This window comes from Alteromonas ulvae (assembly GCF_048987005.1).
Classification (GTDB): Bacteria; Pseudomonadota; Gammaproteobacteria; order Enterobacterales; family Alteromonadaceae; genus Alteromonas.
Window position 1 is genome coordinate 56970 of record NZ_CP185261.1, and the last position, 21653, is coordinate 78622.

General features: G+C 43.9%; 14 protein-coding genes and 3 rRNA genes. 6 read left to right on the forward strand and 11 right to left on the reverse strand.

What is annotated here, in order from left to right; genetic code table 11:
• Positions 1-118: 118 nt before the first annotated feature.
• The gene (locus tag ACOJR9_RS00230; RefSeq protein ID WP_420934450.1) at positions 119-550 is read right to left on the reverse strand and encodes a group II truncated hemoglobin; all 432 of its coding nucleotides are present in this window, start codon (positions 548-550) and stop codon (positions 119-121) included.
• On the opposite strand from ACOJR9_RS00230, the gene aroE reads away from it, so the two are divergent.
• Positions 549-1400 (forward strand): shikimate dehydrogenase, encoded by an 852-nt coding sequence (aroE, locus tag ACOJR9_RS00235; RefSeq protein WP_420934451.1) that lies wholly within the window; start codon positions 549-551, stop codon positions 1398-1400. The two genes, ACOJR9_RS00230 and aroE, sit on opposite strands and share 2 nt — an antisense overlap.
• A 221-nt stretch (positions 1401-1621) precedes the next feature.
• On the opposite strand, the gene ACOJR9_RS00240 is transcribed toward aroE, so the two are convergent.
• Positions 1622-2182 carry a gamma carbonic anhydrase family protein gene (locus ACOJR9_RS00240; RefSeq protein WP_420934452.1) on the reverse strand — a complete coding sequence of 187 codons (561 nt, stop codon included), beginning with the start codon at positions 2180-2182 and terminating at the stop codon, positions 1622-1624.
• A 588-nt stretch (positions 2183-2770) separates the two neighbouring features.
• Here ACOJR9_RS00240 and ACOJR9_RS00245 point away from each other — a divergent pair.
• The 4 genes from ACOJR9_RS00245 to ACOJR9_RS00260 all read left to right on the forward strand — a co-directional run bounded on the left by ACOJR9_RS00245 (position 2771) and on the right by ACOJR9_RS00260 (position 8609).
• Positions 2771-4307: ribosomal RNA gene (locus ACOJR9_RS00245) — 16S ribosomal RNA — on the forward strand.
• A 473-nt stretch (positions 4308-4780) separates the two neighbouring features.
• A 23S ribosomal RNA gene (locus ACOJR9_RS00250) occupies positions 4781-7746 on the forward strand.
• A 133-nt stretch (positions 7747-7879) separates the two neighbouring features.
• Positions 7880-7995, forward strand: a 5S ribosomal RNA gene (gene rrf, locus ACOJR9_RS00255).
• Together the 16S, 23S and 5S rRNA genes form the textbook arrangement of a ribosomal RNA operon.
• A 245-nt stretch (positions 7996-8240) precedes the next feature.
• Entirely contained in the window at positions 8241-8609 is a 369-nt protein-coding gene (locus tag ACOJR9_RS00260; RefSeq protein ID WP_420934453.1) for a hypothetical protein, read from the forward strand.
• A gap of 45 nt (positions 8610-8654) precedes the next feature.
• On the opposite strand, the gene ACOJR9_RS00265 is transcribed toward ACOJR9_RS00260, so the two are convergent.
• The 9 genes from ACOJR9_RS00265 to ACOJR9_RS00305 form a co-directional block, all read right to left on the reverse strand.
• The gene (locus ACOJR9_RS00265) at positions 8655-9215 is read right to left on the reverse strand and encodes a hypothetical protein (protein ID WP_420934454.1); all 561 of its coding nucleotides are present in this window, start codon (positions 9213-9215) and stop codon (positions 8655-8657) included.
• A gap of 479 nt (positions 9216-9694) precedes the next feature.
• Positions 9695-10234, reverse strand: a complete 540-nt coding sequence (locus ACOJR9_RS00270) for an acyloxyacyl hydrolase (RefSeq protein ID WP_420934455.1) — start codon at positions 10232-10234, stop codon at positions 9695-9697.
• A gap of 158 nt (positions 10235-10392) precedes the next feature.
• Positions 10393-11229 (reverse strand): hypothetical protein, encoded by an 837-nt coding sequence (locus tag ACOJR9_RS00275; RefSeq protein WP_420934456.1) that lies wholly within the window; start codon positions 11227-11229, stop codon positions 10393-10395.
• A gap of 65 nt (positions 11230-11294) precedes the next feature.
• Positions 11295-14453, reverse strand: a complete 3159-nt coding sequence (locus tag ACOJR9_RS00280; protein WP_420934457.1) for an error-prone DNA polymerase — start codon at positions 14451-14453, stop codon at positions 11295-11297.
• Between the two features lie 7 nt (positions 14454-14460).
• Positions 14461-15894, reverse strand: a complete 1434-nt coding sequence (locus ACOJR9_RS00285) for a Y-family DNA polymerase (protein ID WP_420934458.1) — start codon at positions 15892-15894, stop codon at positions 14461-14463.
• A 62-nt stretch (positions 15895-15956) separates the two neighbouring features.
• Positions 15957-16661 carry a translesion DNA synthesis-associated protein ImuA gene (gene imuA / locus ACOJR9_RS00290; RefSeq protein ID WP_420934459.1) on the reverse strand — a complete coding sequence of 235 codons (705 nt, stop codon included), beginning with the start codon at positions 16659-16661 and terminating at the stop codon, positions 15957-15959.
• Positions 16662-17031: 370 nt separating this feature from the next.
• Positions 17032-17544, reverse strand: a complete 513-nt coding sequence (locus tag ACOJR9_RS00295) for a hypothetical protein (RefSeq protein ID WP_420934460.1) — start codon at positions 17542-17544, stop codon at positions 17032-17034.
• On the reverse strand, positions 17541-19298 hold the full coding sequence (locus ACOJR9_RS00300; protein ID WP_420934461.1) for a DUF885 domain-containing protein: 1758 nt from the start codon (positions 19296-19298) through the stop codon (positions 17541-17543). Before ACOJR9_RS00300 ends, ACOJR9_RS00295 begins: the two co-directional genes overlap by 4 nt.
• A 39-nt stretch (positions 19299-19337) precedes the next feature.
• Complete coding sequence (locus tag ACOJR9_RS00305) at positions 19338-19673, reverse strand: DUF1820 family protein (RefSeq protein ID WP_420934462.1); 336 nt, start codon at positions 19671-19673, stop codon at positions 19338-19340.
• Between the two features lie 190 nt (positions 19674-19863).
• Here ACOJR9_RS00305 and ACOJR9_RS00310 point away from each other — a divergent pair, with 190 nt between their 5' ends.
• Positions 19864-21531 (forward strand): M28 family metallopeptidase, encoded by a 1668-nt coding sequence (locus ACOJR9_RS00310; protein ID WP_420934463.1) that lies wholly within the window; start codon positions 19864-19866, stop codon positions 21529-21531.
• Positions 21532-21653 lie beyond the last annotated feature (122 nt).

Here is a 21653-nt window from a genome sequence, read left to right on the forward strand (position 1 = left end):
GCGGATTTTTAAAGCGAAGTATTGCACTACGACAAAGCCGATAAGAGCTTCATCGTCAAAAGAAGACTTGCGCGTTATCATTGGGTCAACGTGTCCTAATATTTGATAACGCGCTTTTTTATTCTGAGTTGATCATGTGTTCTGCTAATTGGTCCAGCGACTGAAGCAGTTGGTTGGCGAGTGAAATGTCATCGGTTGTGGCAAACATCGCCGTTCTCATACAGTACATCCATTGTGCTTTTAAATTTGGCGTAACGGAAAACGGTAAATGACGAGCTCTTAATCTAGGGTGACCGAATTGCTGTTGGTAATCATCAGGCCCTCCCATCCATAAACTTAAATAAAGGAAGAAAACATGCCGAATTCTATTCAGAGGCATGGGGTGCATAGCCAATAACTCTGATGCTATCGGATCGGTCTCCATAATATCGTAAAACAGATTGGCTAATTCGCGAACCTTATCTTCTCCACCTAAGCGGTAATATGGTGTAGTCTCGTTTACTGTATTTTCGTCTTTTCGTTTTGTATTAAAGAAGTCACGTATTCCCATGAAAAAATTCGCTGTATTTGGAAACCCTATTGAGCAGAGTTTATCACCAACCATCCATCAAATGTTTGCTCAGCAATGTGATGAAGTCATTTCATATGAAAAAATATTAGCACCAGAGGGGGGTTTTATCGCAAAGGCGAGGTCTTTTTTGTCACAGCCAGACGCAGTTGGCTGCAATGTCACCATGCCGTTTAAGCTAGATGCATTCAATATGGCGGTGGTAGACGATCAGGCCGCGAAAGATGCCAAAGCAGTAAACACACTGATGAAGGTTTCTAATGGCAGTAATGAGTCCAATGCAAAAAACAATGTTAAGGGCTTTAACACCGATGGAATTGGGCTGGTAAACGACCTTTTAAATAATCACATTGAGCTTAGAAATAAAAGAGTGTTATTAATTGGTGCCGGAGGTGCGGCTCGAGGCGTGATATCACCTTTGATAGAAGCTTCTATTGCTCACTTGACTATTGCCAATAGGACCAAAGAGAAAGCACAGCAGGTGGCAGATGAAACTGGGCACTCTAATATAGAGGTAGTCGCTCTAGAAGATGTTGGCAATCTAAGGCCTCATATTATTATTAACTCTACTGCGGCTAGTCTGGACGGCGAATTACCTTGTGTTATGACTACGGGGCTGTTGGATGAATGTGATGTAGTTTACGATATGGTTTATAAGAACTCACCGACAGTGTTCATGCGAGAGGCGACGTCTCAGGGCGTGCCAAAAAGCTTAGACGGATTGGGTATGCTAGTGGAGCAGGCAGCTGCCGCTTTTACCATTTGGACTTCCAAGCAACCAGATACCAATGTTGTGGTGAACAAGATACGAAATCTTATAAACAATATGTAAAGAATTGTAAAAATGAGATAATTAGTCCTAATACAACGTTTGTATCATAAGCTTAGATACAAAATAGGAGTGCACAAACATAGTTCACCCTTTTCACGCTGACACCGTCATAAAGCGCCTTTATGAAAGGGCGTTCGCTGAAAGCCCTTTCATATTAAACTCTCATACGAGTGCTGGTCATAGTTTCTTTTTATAAAGAATATTGCTACTTAAGTTATTACTCAACTGTCGGCCTCGTTTAAAAATGGTAGGCTTTCTTTTATATACTCATCCTTTAACATGACATAATTAATAGCAGACTGTTTTAGAAAGGCCGATTCACTGTCTTTCAACAGGCGTTTTTTTTGCATAGGGTTGCCCACATAGAGATAGCCACTCTCTAACAGCTTATTAGGTGGTACTAATGTACCCGCGCCAATAAATACGCCATCCTCGACAATTGCGCCGTCCATAATAATCGCACCCATACCTACTAGAATTTGATTTCCCAACTGACATCCATGCAACATACATTTATGCCCTATAGTCACGTCGTCCCCAATGATAAGGGGAAAGCCATCTGGGAATTGTGCTGTAGGGCGAGTAACATGAAGTACCGTACCATCCTGAACATTGGTTCTCTCACCAATCTGTATTTTGTTTACGTCTCCTCTAGCGGCTACCAGCGGCCAGATACTGCTATCATCACCAAGCGTTACATCACCAACCAATACTGAAGACTCATCGATATAACAGCGCTCTCCTATATTAGGTGCAACTGAATTGTATGTACGTAATGCCACAATACTTATCCTTTCTTAAAACGTAGGGGGAGTAGTAAACTAATTATGCGAACTATAGATATAGAATAATAGCTATCTCACGTCATTTATACGTTAAAAGTGTTATTGCCCTTATACAAATTTTCCCCAGCACGCTAATTGGTTTACCTCAATAACAGAATAACGGTAAAAACAGAGCGAATATTGTGCGTTGTGTGGGATATTTGAGCGAACAGACGAAATATGACAGTTTTTTGAAAATACTTGTTGACGTGAGCGCTCAAATCCCTAAAATGCGCATCCGCTTCGGGGGAAAAGCCAAACAGCTTACCCACTCTGACTAAGAGGAAGCAAGTCTTTACTAACCGTTAAGGCCAGTAAAGACGGGAGTTTCGAAGTGAGCTTTACGAAAATAAATTTTCAAAAAGTGTTGACAGCAAAAACTTCCAGCGTATAATGCGCACCTCACTCAAACAGGGTGAGTCACCAAAAAGCAGCGGCTTACGGTGAGGTTGCAGTAGCAACCACGTTCTTTAACAATGTAGACAAGACAATCTGTGTGGGCACTCGTTAAGAGTGTCTATACGACGATTCATAATTCGATATATTTAATTGAAGAGTTTGATCATGGCTCAGATTGAACGCTGGCGGCAGGCCTAACACATGCAAGTCGAACGGTAACAGGATGTGCTTGCACATCGCTGACGAGTGGCGGACGGGTGAGTAATGCTTGGGAACTTGCCTTTGCGAGGGGGATAACAGTTGGAAACGACTGCTAATACCGCATAATGTGCACTTGTGTACCAAACGGGGCTTAGGCTCCGGCGCAAAGAGAGGCCCAAGTGAGATTAGCTAGTTGGTGGGGTAAAGGCTCACCAAGGCGACGATCTCTAGCTGTTCTGAGAGGAAGATCAGCCACACTGGAACTGAGACACGGTCCAGACTCCTACGGGAGGCAGCAGTGGGGAATATTGCACAATGGGGGAAACCCTGATGCAGCCATGCCGCGTGTGTGAAGAAGGCCTTCGGGTTGTAAAGCACTTTCAGTTGTGAGGAAAAGTGAGTAGTTAATACCTGCTCACCGTGACGTTAACAACAGAAGAAGCACCGGCTAACTCCGTGCCAGCAGCCGCGGTAATACGGAGGGTGCGAGCGTTAATCGGAATTACTGGGCGTAAAGCGCACGCAGGCGGTTTGTTAAGCTAGATGTGAAAGCCCCGAGCTCAACTTGGGATGGTCATTTAGAACTGGCAGACTAGAGTCTTGGAGAGGGGAGTGGAATTCCAGGTGTAGCGGTGAAATGCGTAGATATCTGGAGGAACATCAGTGGCGAAGGCGACTCCCTGGCCAAAGACTGACGCTCATGTGCGAAAGTGTGGGTAGCGAACAGGATTAGATACCCTGGTAGTCCACACCGTAAACGCTGTCTACTAGCTGTGTGTGCCTTTAAGGCGTGCGTAGCGAAGCTAACGCGATAAGTAGACCGCCTGGGGAGTACGGCCGCAAGGTTAAAACTCAAATGAATTGACGGGGGCCCGCACAAGCGGTGGAGCATGTGGTTTAATTCGATGCAACGCGAAGAACCTTACCTACACTTGACATGCAGAGAACTTTCTAGAGATAGATTGGTGCCTTCGGGAACTCTGACACAGGTGCTGCATGGCTGTCGTCAGCTCGTGTCGTGAGATGTTGGGTTAAGTCCCGCAACGAGCGCAACCCTTGTCCTTAGTTGCCAGCATTAGGTTGGGCACTCTAAGGAGACTGCCGGTGACAAACCGGAGGAAGGTGGGGACGACGTCAAGTCATCATGGCCCTTACGTGTAGGGCTACACACGTGCTACAATGGCATTTACAGAGGGAAGCGAGACAGTGATGTGGAGCGGACCCCTTAAAGAATGTCGTAGTCCGGATTGGAGTCTGCAACTCGACTCCATGAAGTCGGAATCGCTAGTAATCGCAAGTCAGAATATTGCGGTGAATACGTTCCCGGGCCTTGTACACACCGCCCGTCACACCATGGGAGTGGGATGCAAAAGAAGTAGTTAGTTTAACCTTCGGGAGAACGATTACCACTTTGTGTTTCATGACTGGGGTGAAGTCGTAACAAGGTAACCCTAGGGGAACCTGGGGTTGGATCACCTCCTTACCATTACGTCGATGACGCCCTTGATGCAGTGCCTACACAGATTGTTTTGTTTATTTATAAAGACTCGCTTCGCGAGTGTCGCGAATAGCTGCTTAAACGGAAGGAAACCTTCCTGACAGCCATTCTGCTCGCTAAAGTGGTAGTTGTTTTTAAATAGAATGCTAATCAATAATCGTATTATTGATTAGTGTTTTTTTATAATGCACTAATGTTCTTTAACAATTTGGAAAGCTGATATTAATAGTAATCAATCAGAAGAGTAATTGAGAAGTCGAAAGACGCACTTTTTACTCTACTTGACTTGAATTGCTTGTTATCGACAACGCCGCAAGGCGGGTCAATCGACGCGTTCGGTTGACAAAGAAGATAGCAAGGCAATTCTTCCGATTAGCTTGTCATGCATACAACATTACCCGTGTCCGAATTCAAAAGGCGGAGACGAGGCCGATACTCAAGGCTTTTTAGGGTTGTATGGTTAAGTGACTAAGCGTATACGGTGGATGCCTTGGCAGTTAGAGGCGATGAAGGACGTGTAAGTCTGCGAAAAGCTGTGGTGAGCCGACAAAATGCATTTGAGCCACAGATGTCCGAATGGGGAAACCCACCTGTTTACAGGTATCGTTACATGAATACATAGTGTAACGAGGCGAACGAGGGGAACTGAAACATCTAAGTACCCTTAGGAAAAGAAATCAATTGAGATTCCCCTAGTAGCGGCGAGCGAACGGGGAGCAGCCCTTAAGCTGTTTAGTGTGTAGTGGAATCCTTTGGGAAGAGGAGCGATACCGGGTGATAGCCCCGTACACGAAGCGTGCTTTACAGTGAAATCGAGTAGGTCGGGACACGTGTTATCTTGACTGAATATGGGGGGACCATCCTCCAAGGCTAAATACTCCTAACTGACCGATAGTGAACCAGTACCGTGAGGGAAAGGCGAAAAGAACCCCTGTGAGGGGAGTGAAATAGAACCTGAAACCGTATACGTACAAGCAGTGGGAGCCCTTCGGGGTGACTGCGTACCTTTTGTATAATGGGTCAGCGACTTATATTTAGTAGCAAGGTTAAGCGAATAGCGGAGCCGTAGCGAAAGCGAGTGTTAACTGCGCGTTGAGTTGCTAGGTATAGACCCGAAACCCGGTGATCTAGCCATGGGCAGGTTGAAGGTTGAGTAACATCAACTGGAGGACCGAACCGACTAACGTTGAAAAGTTAGCGGATGACTTGTGGCTGGGGGTGAAAGGCCAATCAAACCGGGAGATAGCTGGTTCTCCCCGAAATCTATTTAGGTAGAGCCTCGGACGAATTCCATTGGGGGTAGAGCACTGTTAAGGCTAGGGGGTCATCCCGACTTACCAACCCTTTGCAAACTCCGAATACCAATGAGAACTATCCGGGAGACACACGGCGGGTGCTAACGTCCGTCGTGGAGAGGGAAACAACCCAGACCGCCAGCTAAGGTCCCAAAATATTGCTAAGTGGGAAACGATGTGGGAAGGCACAGACAGCTAGGAGGTTGGCTTAGAAGCAGCCACCCTTTAAAGAAAGCGTAATAGCTCACTAGTCGAGTCGGCCTGCGCGGAAGATGTAACGGGGCTAAGCAATATACCGAAGCTGCGGCAGAGGACATCACTTAACTTCATTTATGATGAAAGCTAACAGCAACGTCGCGAAGCGGCCTGCTGGTAAAGCGTTTATCACAGTGGAGTGGGGTTAAGGATGTCCTCTGGGTAGGGGAGCGTTGTGTAAGTGGATGAAGGTGAGTTGTAAAGCTTGCTGGACATATCACAAGTGCGAATGCTGACATGAGTAACGATAATGGGAGTGAAAAACTCCCACGCCGGAAGACCAAGGTTTCCTGTCCCATGCTAATCAGGGCAGGGTAAGTCGGCCCCTAAGGCGAGGCAGAAATGCGTAGTCGATGGGAAACGGATTAATATTTCCGTACTTATATAATCAGTGATGGAGGGACGGAGAAGGCTAGGCAAGCTTGGCGTTGGTTGTCCAAGTGAAAGCGAGTAGGCCGAGAATTTAGGTAAATCCGGATTCTTAAAGCTGAGACGCGAGACGAGCTCCCAAGGGAGTGAAGTTGTTGATGCCCTGCTTCCAGGAAAAGCTTCTAAACGTATGATTATATGAACCGTACCCCAAACCGACACAGGTGGTCAGGTAGAGAATACTAAGGCGCTTGAGAGAACTCGGGTGAAGGAACTCGGCAAAATTGTACCGTAACTTCGGGAGAAGGTACGCCCTTATCTGTGATAGGACTTGCTCCTTGAGCGGACGAGGGCCGCAGTGACCAGGTGGCTGGGACTGTTTATTAAAAACACAGCACTCTGCAAACTCGTAAGAGGACGTATAGGGTGTGACACCTGCCCGGTGCCGGAAGGTTAATTGATGGGGTTAGCGTAAGCGAAGCTCTTGATCGAAGCCCCGGTAAACGGCGGCCGTAACTATAACGGTCCTAAGGTAGCGAAATTCCTTGTCGGGTAAGTTCCGACCTGCACGAATGGTGTAACCATGGCCACGCTGTCTCCACCCGAGACTCAGTGAAATTGAAATCGCAGTGAAGATGCTGTGTACCCGCACCTAGACGGAAAGACCCCGTGAACCTTTACTACAGCTTGGCACTGAACATTGAACCTACATGTGTAGGATAGGTGGGAGGCTATGAATCACGTACGCTAGTATGTGTGGAGCCGTCCTTGAAATACCACCCTTGTATGTTTGATGTTCTAACATTGGTCCCTTATCGGGATTGTGGACAGTGTCTGGTGGGTAGTTTGACTGGGGCGGTCTCCTCCCAAATAGTAACGGAGGAGCACGAAGGTTAGCTAATCACGGTCGGACATCGTGAGGTTAGTGCAATGGCATAAGCTAGCTTAACTGCGAGACAGACACGTCGAGCAGGTACGAAAGTAGGTCATAGTGATCCGGTGGTTCTGTATGGAAGGGCCATCGCTCAACGGATAAAAGGTACTCCGGGGATAACAGGCTGATACCGCCCAAGAGTTCATATCGACGGCGGTGTTTGGCACCTCGATGTCGGCTCATCACATCCTGGGGCTGAAGTCGGTCCCAAGGGTATGGCTGTTCGCCATTTAAAGTGGTACGCGAGCTGGGTTTAGAACGTCGTGAGACAGTTCGGTCCCTATCTGGTGTGGGCGTTGGATGATTGATGGGAGCTGCTCCTAGTACGAGAGGACCGGAGTGGACGAACCGCTGGTGTTCGGGTTGTCATGCCAATGGCATTGCCCGGTAGCTACGTTCGGAACGGATAACCGCTGAAAGCATCTAAGCGGGAAGCCGGCCCAAAGATGAGTCATCCCTGACCTTAAAGGTCTGGAAGGGTTGTTATAGACGATGACGTTGATAGGCAGGGTGTGGAAGCGTTGTAAGGCGTTAAGCTAACCTGTACTAATTGCCCGAGAGGCTTAACCATACAACACCCAAGAAGCTTTAGGCTGGTGTGTTGTAAAGCGACAAGCTTATAAAGAATAAAGCAAGTAGAGTGAGAAGTGATTACTCCTTGATTGATTGAATATCAGATTTCCGATTTGTTAAACCAGTTTATTCCTGGCAGCCATAGCGGTACGGCACCACCTGACTCCATTTCGAACTCAGAAGTGAAACGTATTAGCGCCGATGGTAGTGTGGGGTCTCCCCATGTGAGAGTAGGACACTGCCAGGTCCCATTAAGAAAAACCCGCCTACCGGCGGGTTTTTTGCTTTCTGCCCCAAAAAATAATGGGGGTCAGATCCGCATTTATCCCCCCAATTACAATCATTACATCCAATCTAACGAACATAAAACAGGTTCAGAACCCAATTTATCGTTATTTTTAGTGTTTAAGTCTGGCTATCGAACTCAAAAATAAATGGGGTCAGATCCACATTGATCGGCAGCGCATGCAAATTGAGGAGGGATTTAGAGACATGAAAAGCACCCAGTTCGGCTTGGGCTATAAACAGAATAAAAGCGTTATAAAGCGGCGTCTGGTGATATTAATTCTACTGACAACACTTGCATCGCTTGTAGCAATATTCCTTGGTATGGCACTTATCGTCGCCAAAAAACATCGACGCTTCCAGGCTAACACATGCGCTGAACGCGTACTGTCATTCCATTATCTAGGGATGAGAGCGTTTGTCTGTAGGGTAAAATTTACTATACGTCATTGGAAGACAGCGCTTCAGTGGTACATCACTATGGCGGAAAGCGCTGCGCATGGTGCAATAAAAAATGGAATTCGTGGGGATCCCTCAGGGTCAGAACTCCATATTGCTGATGTTTATAGTATTTAAACTGAAACAACGGTCAAGTAATGCGGATCTGACCCCATTTATTGCTTATTCAGTTTCTATTTTCTCGAAGTATTCACGGTATTCCATTCTAGTGATCTCTTCATCACCATCGATATCCATATCTGAAATATTACCTTCGACTTTGCTAGCTTCTAGTTCCTTCATAGTGAGTGTGCCGTTACTGTTTATATCGAGATCTGTGAATCTGCTGTCTGCTGTAGCTGACATCTCAGTACGAAGCTCTTTATTCTTCTCTGAGATCATTTCACCATCGTCTAATGCTGACATCTTTTTTCGTTCAGACATTAAAGATTGTGTTGCAGTTTGCGTATTTGCTGATGTAATAATATCGTCGCTAAACATGCTAAGTTTCTCATTAACAAAGTTATTAAACTCTGTATGACTCACTTTGCTATCGCCATCAGTGTCTATCTTCGTAAGTAGTTTGGGGTTTACTGTACCTATAGCTTCGGCTTTAGTGATAAATCCGCTGCCGTCTATATCGAGTGCGCTAAAGCTTTTCTCGATCCTAGTTTCGTGGTGACCTGACAAAGCTGATGTTGAAAGTACAGTTCCTATTAGTACATTAAGCGTGGCAATTTTCATAATATAAATCCCTCTATGTCGATAATGTCTTGATTTATAGAGTTGCCTATTTATGAGCTAAACTAAAAGATACAAATTACCAGTTTCTCTATAAATCTTATTTGTGTTTAACGTATTCACTTTTAACTGTCCAATTCTTTACATTATGTTATTCACGACTTATGCCAAAAACCTAACCTGCTGTTTTTATTATTAATTGAGTTAAATCATCAATATTTTCTAAGTTTGTGATTGTTAAAAGGAAACAGTTTTTGAAAATGCTGCACAGCGGGCACAGCGGGCACAGCGGGCACAGCGGGCACAGCGGGCACAGCGGGCACAGCGGGCACAGCGGGCACAGCGGGCACAGCGGGCACAGCGGGCACAGCGGGCATAGTAGTGAGGATAAATTGATTGGTAAGAGAGTTTACTATACGGTATGATGAAATGTGCTTAGCGCGAAGATCAAGACCATAGGGCTAAGCACACGTTATTTTGGTTTAAAAATGATAAGCGTAGGATAGGTTGAGAAAGTCTAGTCCTGGGTTGTCGCTGTTAAATCCACCATTTGAAAAGTGCATGTATCTTACGGCCACGTGTTGGCTTTCATCTAACTCAACGAATACACCGAGTCGGTCTTCAAACTGATAGTTAGAGCCAATGTCTTTACCCGCTACTTCTTGATCGCCGATATAGCTAGCGCCAATGCCTGCTTCAATGTAAAGAGGGTAACGATTGGCAATGGTCGTAATCTGCTTCATAAAAACAGGGGTTACAGAAACCGCATAGCTTGTGCTTCTGGTATTACTTTCACCGTATTCCCACACAACAGCGCTAGCTTCCCAATAGAGCTTTATATCACCAAACCACTGGGTAGTAATATCTCGTGTAAATGGACGGTAGGCAAACCTCAACCCATCAATACCATCAAATCCGTGCATGTAATCAGCACTTACAGTTTGTTTGGCCGACAATGAGTTGGTGGTAAATAGTAATGATGGGAAAAGCAAAATGTAGAATAAAAGTGTAAAACGGTTCATGTGTACTCCTTAATGATAAGGAGTCTTAGCAAAAACGTGACCAATTAAAATAAGTGATTAAAATCAGTAGTTTAAATTTTTTTAGGATAAAAATGAAAGGCCTCAGCAGAGAGATTTACGCAGCGGAGAGAAGTTGTTACAAAGCAGAAAAGTGTAAGTCATTTATAACCTTCTTCCGCGCTATGCACGCTCTTTGTCCATACTTCATTAAGGGTTAATTGCTGCTCATTCATCAGAGAATCAAAAAGTTCAGAAAGGGACGATATTGCATACTTGGATCTTATTTCTTTTATAAGTGCAGGATTTGACGTAATAAACTCGTTAAGCTCGTTAATGATATCCTGATGTTCTAAGGTGGAAATAGAAAATGAGACTTCATTGTGAGGCAGGGTGAGGTCTAGAGTGACGTCATCGTATTGCGAGAGTGTTGCAGTGGAATATAAAGCCACATGATACTCTAAATCTAGAGCATCAACTTTGTCTTGCTGAAGTAAGGCGAACCCCTGAGGTACATCTTTTACCGTGGTGAGTAAGGTGTCGCCACTATTAACTCTCTCTTGCCAATTTACTGGGGTAAAACCAAGTGGTATGGCAAGGTGCTTTATTGACGTAATGCCTTTTCCAGCTTTTTTTTTCTTTACAATAGTGCCAGTTACCGCTTGAGTAAGCGGAATGGAAAAACTTTTATCTTTGGTTTTTGTAATACTGTTGTACCATCTATCGTTGTCAGGGTAGACGAAATCCACATTACCTTTCATTAACTCCATCTGAAGTCGCCTTATAGGTAAGTCTACATAGATAAACTCGTGACCTGACACATCTGAAAATGCTTCAAGTATTGCCCACCCAACGCCTTTATCAACATCTGACTCAAAGTCGTAATGGGGGAAATAAGATAAATTTTGCGCGCCCACAATAAAACGTTCAGCTATGGCATTAGCACTAACCAAAATACCAAACACTGCAAAAGTACACGCTACTGCCCAATGCTTCACTTTATACTCCAAAACGAAAATGCATTTACGTTACGCTAGCCTGTATGAAGATAACATAAATTATCTCAATGAAAATCGCGAGATGGAATAATAATCGATTCTAGCCAAGGGGTTCTATCAATCAGTTTGCCTGCAATAACGTGTACAACTCCTTCTTTAGAATGTTCAACAATACCGTTAACTTGAAGCAGTTTGGCTTTCAAAAATACTTTTTGTTGAGCTCTAGCAGTAGCTTGCCACACAACAACATTCACATTACCCGTATCATCCTCCAAGGTGAGGAAAGTAACGCCAGATGCTGTACCAGGCGCTTGTCTACCAGTTACAGCACCAAGTATGCTCACCATTGATCGGTTTGGTTTATGAGTAAGGGTGTGTGCCCAGCTAATATTCTTGAGATTTTTATGCTGTTTCAGCAATGAGACAGGGTGATTATCAACAGATAGCCCAGTGGCTGCATAATCTTCAAGCAAGTTTTGGGCTGCTGAAGGAGCATTGCACAAGAGTTTGGAAGGCTGAGAAGGTTGAGAAGATTTGGAAGGTAGAGAGTGTAGTGGCTCACAGTCTTTTACACTTCTATTGTCAGCATTATAGTTTGATGAAATGTCTTCAAAAAGAGGAAGGCTGGCTTGACTGTCCATTAACTGCCATCGAGTTTCATACCGATTGCCAGAAATTAATTTAAAAGCATCTGCACTTGCGAGCGCCTCTAGTTCGTTACTACGTAACTTTAATTGCCTGACCTGATTTACGTTACTAAAGCCATTTTTAGGGCGCTGACTAACAATGATCTTGGCACTTTCATTACTAAGCCCTTTGATGAGTGTTAATCCTAAGCGCAGCAGCTTTTGTTTGCCATCCATAACCATCATATGTTCTACATTGGAGTTATTAACACAGGGCGCTAATACTTCAATGTTATGTCGTTTGGCATCTTGAACTAATTGTGAGGGCGTATAAAAACCCATGGGCCAACTGTTGAGTAACGCAACGTAAAACTCTACTGGAAAATAAAACTTTAGCCAGCAAGATACATAAGCTAATACCGCAAAGGATGCGGAATGAGATTCTGGAAAACCATAACCCGCAAAACCTTTAATCTGTTCAAAAAGATTGTGCGCAAAAGTACTGTCATAGCCTTTATCCGTCATTCCCTTAATTAATTTATCCCTAAATTCAAAAATACGACCGTCTTTTTTCCAACTGGCCATTGCCCTTCGCAGCTGATCAGCTTCGCCGCCGCTAAACCCTGCAGCCACCATAGCAAGCTGAATCACCTGCTCTTGAAAAATGGGTACACCCATTGTACGAGATAATACGTTTTCAACCTCCTTGGAGGGGTAGGTCACTGTTTCGTTACCATGACGTCGAATAAGGTAGGGATGCACCATATCGCCTTGAATTGGACCGGGCCTTACAATGGCGATTTGCACTACGAGGTCATAGTACTTTCGGGGCTTAAGTCGAGGCAACATCGACATTTGAGCCCGTGACTCTATTTGAAAAACGCCTACCGTATCGGCTTGGCAAATCATGTCAAAGACTTGTTTGTCATCGCCTAGCTTAGTAATAAAAGGAATGCTCACATCTACTGGAAATTGCTTATTAATAAGTTCAAATGTTCGGCGTATGGCACTCAGCATGCCAAGGGCAAGTACATCCACTTTAAGTAAACCAAGGGTTTCTATATCGTCTTTATCCCACTGAATAATAGTGCGTTCTGGCATTGCTGCATTCTCAACAGGTACCAGCTCGTAAAGTGGGCCAGCGCTTATTACAAAGCCTCCAACGTGTTGTGAAAGGTGCCGTGGTGTACCTAGCAACTGCTCTGTTAAATCAATAAGAAGACTCACTCGTTTATTACTGGGGTCTAAACCAAGGTCGGCTAACTGAGACTTCCAAGGAATAACCTTATCCCGTCGATTAATTTGCTTTATGACGAAGTCGAGTTGAGATTCACTGAATCCCAGTGCTTTGCCCACGTCTTTGAAGGCCGACTTAAAACGGTAGCAAATAACAGTAGCCGCAATAGCAGTACGCTCTCTGCCGTACTTTTTGAAAATGTACTGAATGATTTCTTCGCGCCGTTGATGTTCAAAATCTACATCGATATCGGGAGGTTCGTTGCGCTCTTTTGAGATGAATCGTTCAAAAAGAACATTAATTTGGCGAGGATCGACAGCGGTTATTTCAAGGCAGTAACACACGACAGAATTAGCAGCTGAGCCTCGGCCTTGATATAAAATGCCCTGTTGTTTAGCAAACTGCACAATATCGTAAATAGTGAGAAAGAAGTATTCGTACTCCTGCTCTTTAATGAGTACGAGCTCTTTTTCTATAATTTGTCTTATCTCAGGCTGTAAGCCCTCAGGAAAGCGCAGCTTAATGCCACGCTCAACACACGCCCGTAAATATGAGGCTGGTGTGTAGCCCGAAGGCACCAATTCTGCTGGATATTGGTAGCGTAATTCGCTCAGTGAAAAATGACATTGTGAGGCTAGGGTGCTGGCATTATAGATCCACTTTTCTGGGTACAGCTTTTTAATTTTCTGCGTGGTTCGCAAGCTTCTTTCTGCATTACTCAGCGCGGCGCGCCCTATTTCATCTACAGGCTTATGTGTTCGTGTGGCGTGCAATACATGCTGAAGTGGTAAGTAGTCACTATGATGCATAAGTACGCCGGTACAGGCTATTAATGGATAACCGTAGGTTGCGTGGAGATAGTTAAAGTTTTCAAACCTATGGTGATCTAATCCATCGAGTAATCGCTGCGCACCAATATGAACCTGAATGGTCGACTGCTTTGCTAGCCAACTTGCCCAATGGTCGTCGTACTCCTTTTTACCGGACGGCAGCCATATAAAATGGCAATGCTTAATAGTGCGCAAATCCCACTCTGCCAGCTTGTAATCGCCTTTTTCAGAGCGTCGACGAGCATTAGTAATAATTCGGCACAACTCGCTGTATGCTTCTTTACTTGGGCATAGCAATACAAAAGAAAGAGACTCATCAAATACAAAATAGCTACCTATAATAAGCTTTATCGGTAATCGCTGATGAGTTATTTCATCAAATGCGCGTACTACTCCCGCCACCGAGCACTCATCGGTTATAGCAATAGATTGATAACCTAAAAACGAAGCGGTTGTCACTAACTCGGCAGGGGAAGATGCGCCCGTTAGAAAGCTATAATGACTTTGACAAAAAAGCTCGCTGTAATTCATAACAACCCTAACTGAAAAGACCCTGAGCCCACCACTGATCATCTTCGTCTTTAAATATCAGCATGCGCACTCCATATAAGGTTTGAGCAATAAAATAGTCACGTTTTCGAGGTGTTTTGTGCCACCACTCACTGTGAAGTCTTACAGGGCCAAAGCAGACTTTTGTTGATTGAGTGAGTGGTTTGGGAGAGTCGAACAGAAAAGTGGGAACAATGTCTGAAGTAAATGTTGATGCGGGTGTGCTAGAAGCAATTTCAGCATTCGACATAGTCTCAAACTGATGTGTATCTGACACTTTTGGCTGAAAAGTACACTCTTCCCCTAATTTTGCGTTCAAACGTCCAATTAATTGTTTCTGAGCTACCTCGTTAAAGCGATTGCTGAAGAAGTCGCCATTACTGCCTTCAATCGTTTCGAAGTTGTCGCAGCGCAGGGTTATCGACACTGCTGGCTCAGGTAACACTTCGTTTTCAATGCGCAGCGTGAGTAACGACAGCCAGCTGTCGACGGTGCTTTGTGGTAGCGCTGACTTTATTTCTAACTGTGTTGATGGATGCTCTCGAAAATCAATTTGAAAGCAGAGTGAGGACGTTTGTAAATTTCTGGCACGTAAGTAGTGGGTAAGGTAGCCCAGCAGCTTTTCCATAAAAGGAGTGAGATGTTGCGTGTTTTCAACATCAAAAGGGAGAAGCGTGAAGTGCTCAAAGTGCTCTGCAGGCCGAAAAAGGGTGACACGAGGAAAGGTTTCTCCCCGCAGGGCAGTGAGGTATGAAATGGTGTTGTTATCGAATCGTCTTCCAAGTTCGTGTACAGGCATGGCAAGTAATTTATGAACATGGCCTATGCCCACACGAGTCAGCGCTTCTTTTGTTTTTTTATCCAACGAAGTTAATGACAGCGAGCATTGCGATAACCTATGTTTGATATTGTCACGATCGCACTCATATTGATCAACGCCATTTAAAGCCAATATTTTTGCTGCTTCAATAGACCACGCTGTAGCGTAATGATAGCTCATCTTTGATAGTGATAGCTCATGGTTAATAGTGCTCCACAGTTCTTTGTGTCCGCCATAGTAATGCACTAAATTATCAAGTCGTATGGCCAGTGTGTTAGAAGTGTCTAAAACAATATCTGACACGAATGGGTAAAGTCGGTGCGCTAACTGAAGGAGAGTAAGGCGCTCGTTTTCTTCACTAAAAGGAATAATTCTTATTTGAGGACACAATGCTGCAGCTTGAGCAAGCCCGTGGCCTATCTCTATACCTTGCTGGAATGCTGCGTTATTTCGTTGAACGATGCGGTTTGTTTTTTCGCAATAAATAATGACTGGCGGTGTTTGTGTTTTGCCCGATTGGTCTAGCCCATTCGCTGATTCACTTCCTCGTGCATGAGTTGCTTGATTCTTCATGTCGTGTGGCGAGCTATTGTCTACACTCATTCCTGCTTTTTCATGCGTGTCCAAGGTGATTTGATAAAAATAAAGATATGCCCACAACATCATCAACTCACAGAATGAAGTGTATGATGTTTTACTTTGTTGTGCTTCATTGCCCACTTAATTTCGCGGTTGTTCGGGGTCCAATCGTTATATATGACAATATTATCTTTTGGCCATCCGTGGCGTTGCTTTAGCACGCTAACCTCTAATGCATGCTGTCGATAATTAAGGCATAAATCTAGAGAGATAGGTAATGTCTGCACTGCAACGCTGTTGTATATACTGCTTTTGTTAGGACGGGTAAAAAGCAAACAAAGAGCCTCGTTATGTGTTGCTGCTACCTGTAAACGCCTTGCTTCTTTTGTATTAACCCCGTTATTCCATAAGATAACGCAATGGCATGCCGAACTTTTTAAGCACTGTTCAGTTGCCCACAGTGACTCCTTTTCCGTACTAGGCTTTACAATTAAAACCTGTTTAACATCAATTCCAAATGTTGCTAACCAGGGGGCTTGAATATCTCCTGGCGGGTTTACAAACACAATCATCTTGTGCGAGCGTTGCTTGCAGATCACTTGTTTGAATAGAGAGAGCTCGCCAATGCCAGTTAGTGAGCGTATGCGAACCACTCCCGACGTTGAAATGCCACCGTTTAGGGCTTTATCTAGCTGCTTAAAACCCAGTGAAAATCGCTCTTCCTGCTGACTCTGCTCTCTAGCCCGCCAAATATGCGGATGATTCTCTAACGTAGATAATGACTTATTCATAGCATCAACAAATACTGTATACATGTACAGTATTATAGTGAGAGGTGAAGTCTTTTCAAGATAAACCGGCGCCTTTCTACCTCGTAGTTTGCTAACGTACTGATTATTTTAAAAAGGAAAGACATTAAATTTTACTTCACACGCATTGTGAGTGATCAGCCATTCATAAGGGGAGATTTAACAACTGCTTGATGAATACAGCTATAAGGAAAAAGTAAAAAACCGATAATAAGGGCTTTAAAATCACTATTAACAAAAAAGCTGCCTGTATCAGCAGCTTTCAACTAATCCGTACTAGTTAAATTATATCGAGGCTAAGTGATACCGAGATCAAGTGTTGCCGAGAGTAGGTCATGCCGAATCTGGGCCGTTAGGATGCCTTTTTTGCTTGAGCACTGTCTTGGGAGTCGCTAGTGCTATTAACAGACGTGACAGCTTGGCAAAATGCTATGAACCCATCGGCTGTATTTTTTGACCACAACATTCTAAGGTTACTAGGTAACTCTCTTATAGTTAATTGAATACCCTCTAGTGTTATTTCTTCATTGGCTAGCGCTTTCTTTAGAGACTCTTCCAACGAATCCCCTTTTTCGCAGCAGTTCATCACAATGGTTGAAAAGAACGTCATTAAAGGTAGCAATGCATCATATTGGTCCTGATTAATAAGCCGGCTTTTATATAGACTTTGCAAACGCTGCGTCAGATTTTTTTCCAAGGCATCAGTTACTAATACCAAGTTGCGCTGAGCGTAATTGACTTTGCTGTTGCTCTGCTTATTGGAAGAGCGGGAAAGTATTAATTCTTTCTGTAAGTTTTGCGCGCGAAGCACGAAATAAATCAGAAGCAGAATAAGGACCCCAATAACACCAAATGCAACAATCATAGTTTTTTGGCCTTTTGTTTCTTTATAAAAGCATTAATACGCTGTTCTAAAATGAAAAGTGGAACTGAGCCATTCTCTAATACAGCACGGTGGAATTTTCGAACGTCAAAGTGTTCGCCTAATTCAGTTTCTGCTTTTTCACGTAGCGCTTTTATTTTTATTTCGCCTATTTTGTAAGACAGCGCCTGGGCAGGCCATGATATGTAACGGTCAATCTCAGTGTTAACGTTGTGTTCAGATAGTGCGGTATTTTCCATCATATAGTCTACCGCTTGTTGACGACTCCAGCCCATAGTATGCATACCTGTATCCACTACTAAGCGGCATGCACGCCACATTTCATAGCTTAAACGGCCAAAGTTATCGTAAGGGTCTTCATAAATGCCTGCTTCAATACCAAGAAACTCTGAATATAATCCCCAGCCCTCACCAAATGCCGAAATATACGTATTGCGGCGAACCATAGGAAGATCTTCAAGCTCTGCTGCTAATGATATTTGTAAATGATGCCCCGGCACAGCTTCATGAAGAGTTAGTGCAGGTAGTGCATACAAGGGGCGCTTATCAAGAGCATAAGTGTTTACCCAGTAGTAGCCGGGCTGATCGTCTCTGCTAGGGTGAATATAGCGCCCTGTGGTGTACTTTGGCGCAATGGCGTCCGGAACCGGAGCTACGCCGTAGGGGGTTCTGGGCAGGTATTCAAACAATTCTGGTAGTTTAGCATCCATTTTTTTAGCGATAAAAGACGCCTCTTTCAGCAGCTCTTCTGCGCTGGTGGCATAAAACTGAGGGTCTTCACGCAAAAATGTTATGAATTCGTTTATTGAACCATCAAACGCCAAGTCATCAACAATCTGCTGCATTTGCGCGCGAATTCGTGCTACCTCAGACAAACCTAGTTCGTGGATTTCTTTTGGGCTCATATCTGTAGTGGTATAATGTTTAGCTCTGTTAGCGTAATAGTTCTCGCCATCGGGCCACTTTTCTGCTGCTATCTCATTTCGGGCGCCAGGAATATAATCGTTTATCATAAAATCATAAAACGCTTGGTAAGCCGGTAGTACAAAACGGCTTACTGCTTGCTGCCCCTGCTCTCTTAATGCAACTTTTTCTGTGTCGCTAAAATAGTCTGGAAAACGAGTAAAGGGCCCGTAGAAACCGCTTTCTTCCACGTCGTTCACTAAATACGTTGAAATAGAATCTTCGAAACCTTTGAGTACGACGCTAGGTTGAGTATACCCCTCAGTTAGAGCCTGTTTCATATAGTCAATTTGCTGCTCGAAATAGGGTTTTAGCGCCTGTAAGCGACTGATATATGCCTCGTAATCTGCTACGCGCTTAAATGTAGACAGGTTGGGCAAAGACGCCATGGCGCTATGAAAACCGTATTCTGAGTTAATGGGAACAAGGTAGGAGCGATACGTATATTGGTCTATATAGTTTGCTAGCCGATACCGCTGCATCAATAGGGCAATAAAAGCATCTTGCGATAAGTTGCTATTATCATATTGAGCCAGTTCGTTTTGGAATCTAAGCCAATTTTTGTGCTGTCGACTCAATCCTTCAGGAGATATGTCTGGCAGAACATGCGCTAGGTCTGTATTGCCTTGACGAGAGGCAAGCAATGGAGACACAGACACTTCATACTGCCAAATGTTATCGAGGAGTTTATAAAGACCCTCATCATTATAACTTTTTGCTGATAAGCCCAAGCTGCAAATTAATAGTGTAGCGGTGAGAAGCAAGCGATGCATAAGGTTCTCCAGTAACATTAACCGAAAAACCCCGGCGCGTTACTCTTTGGTTGGTGTATAAATTGGTCTAGGAAACTGAGTTACTTTATCAGATTTGTTTTGTAATTGAGTAATTTTGGCAGAACCTTTTTTATTTACCGCGTCAATGCGTAATATATTGTGCATAGGGATATAGGTTTTTGTGACTTCCGCAAATTCAGATTTTAACCTTTCATGGCTAGGATCGAGTACAAGGCTGGTATGCGTGTCCCATACAAAGTCGCCAATTTCAACAAAGCCAAATAGGCTTCCTTGCATTAGAGTTTTTACATATAGCTCGTATCGCTCACCATTGCTGATGAACTGAATACGATATAACAACGCTTCGTTAGACATGTGCAGCTCTTATCAGTTAAACATTACCAGTGAATTTTATAACTACTCTTCTATGCGAGCAATGGCAGAAAACCCGTGTTAAACAAAAATGTGCTGCGTAGCATTGCCCCTATGAAGTGAGTTAACATATTGCTTACGGTGATAAGCATGCATTAGAAATTTTGCATAATAAAAAACTTGGTGAATTAAAATGATAAAAAAACTACTACTAGGTAGTGCAATAACGGCAATCACCTTTGCTACAAGTGCACACAATCATTCAACGGCAGAACATTCTTCAAAAGCTCATGCATCAACTGAGAGTGCATTTAGCCCAGATACTCAGCGAATTAAATCTCACCTTTTCTTTTTAGCTGACGATTTATTAGAGGGGCGTGATACTGGCTCTCGTGGGCACGATATTGCTGCGCTTTATATTGCAACAGAGTTTGCCAAGTATGGTTTAACGCCGGCTGGCACTGACGGGTTTATTCAAGATGTATCATTTCGCAAGGCAAATTTAGTTCAAGAATCTCCTCTGTTTACGTTAACGAAAAACGGCAATACTCTAGATTTCGCCTACCCTAAACAATATCTTGCTAGTCCTAGTTTATTAGAAGTTGATGCTAAGGTAAGCGGTGAAATGGTTTTTGTGGGCTATGGCATTGTTGCCGACGAACTATCGCATAACGATTATGAAGGGTTAGATGTAGAGGGAAAAATTGTGGTTACGCTAGCCGGCAAGCCAAGTGATTTTCCTTCAGAAGAAGGCGCACACTTTGCCTCGGGTTATCAAAAGCAAAAGTATGCCGTAGACAATGGTGCCATTGGCATGATTACCATCACAACACCGAAAAATGAAAAAGTGCGTCCTTACCAAAGCCGTTTAAGTTATATCCATACACCACGCATGGCATGGCTAAACGATGAGAGTGAGCCTGCAAACAGTTTTCCTCAGCTTAAAGGTGGCGCTTACATGAGTGAAGAGGCTGCTCGCACGTTATTTGAAGGCGCTGAGCGCAGTTTAGACGACGTTTATGCCGACCTTGAGGCTGACAAAGTGCCCAAAGGTTTTGCGTTACAAGGCACCGTGGATATCAGTAAAAAGAGTGTGCATGACACTATCACAAGTCCTAACGTAGTGGGAATGTTGGAAGGCTCGGATCCAATATTAAAAGATGAGTATGTCGTATTTTCAGCTCATTCTGACCACATAGGCTTTGCGAAAACCGTTAAAAAAGACAACATCAATAACGGCGCGATGGATAATGCCTCTGGCACGTCTGTGATGCTAGAAACAGCTCGACTTTTCAGTGAAATGAACGAAAAGCCTAAGCGCTCTATTTTGTTTGTATCGGTAACGGGTGAGGAAAAAGGACTGCTAGGCGCCGACTATTTCGCACGCAACCCCACGGTACCAGTAACGTCTATGGTGGCGAATGTGAACTTAGATATGCCTATTCTTACCTATGAGTTTGCAGATGTTATTGCATTTGGTGCAAACCACAGTGATTTGCAACAGTCAGTGGAAAAAGCGGCTGCAAATGCTGATATTGAACTAAGTCCAGATCCATGGCCTGAACAAGCCTTGTTTACGCGCTCAGACCATTACGCGTTTGTGAAACAAGGTGTTCCTGCGGTGTTTATGGTGCCAGGTCTTAAATCAAAAGATCCAAGTGTAGATGGCAGCAAAGTGTTTGGGCAGTTTTTGTCGACTCACTATCACAAGCCTAGCGATGACATTAACCAGCCATTTAATTGGAAAGCAGCTGAAACCTTTACCAAGGTGAATGCTCAAATAGGTTGGACGTTAGCCAATCAAGAAGCTAAGCCTCAGTGGAATGAAGGTGATTTCTTTGGGGAAACGTTTAGTAAGTAACCACGCTAGTAAATATGGTTAATTAGAGCTTAAAAAAGCAGCATATAAATGCTGCTTTTTTTATGGCTTAATAATCGTTGAAGTGACGGCTCTCATCATGGGTAGATGATTTCTTTATTCTT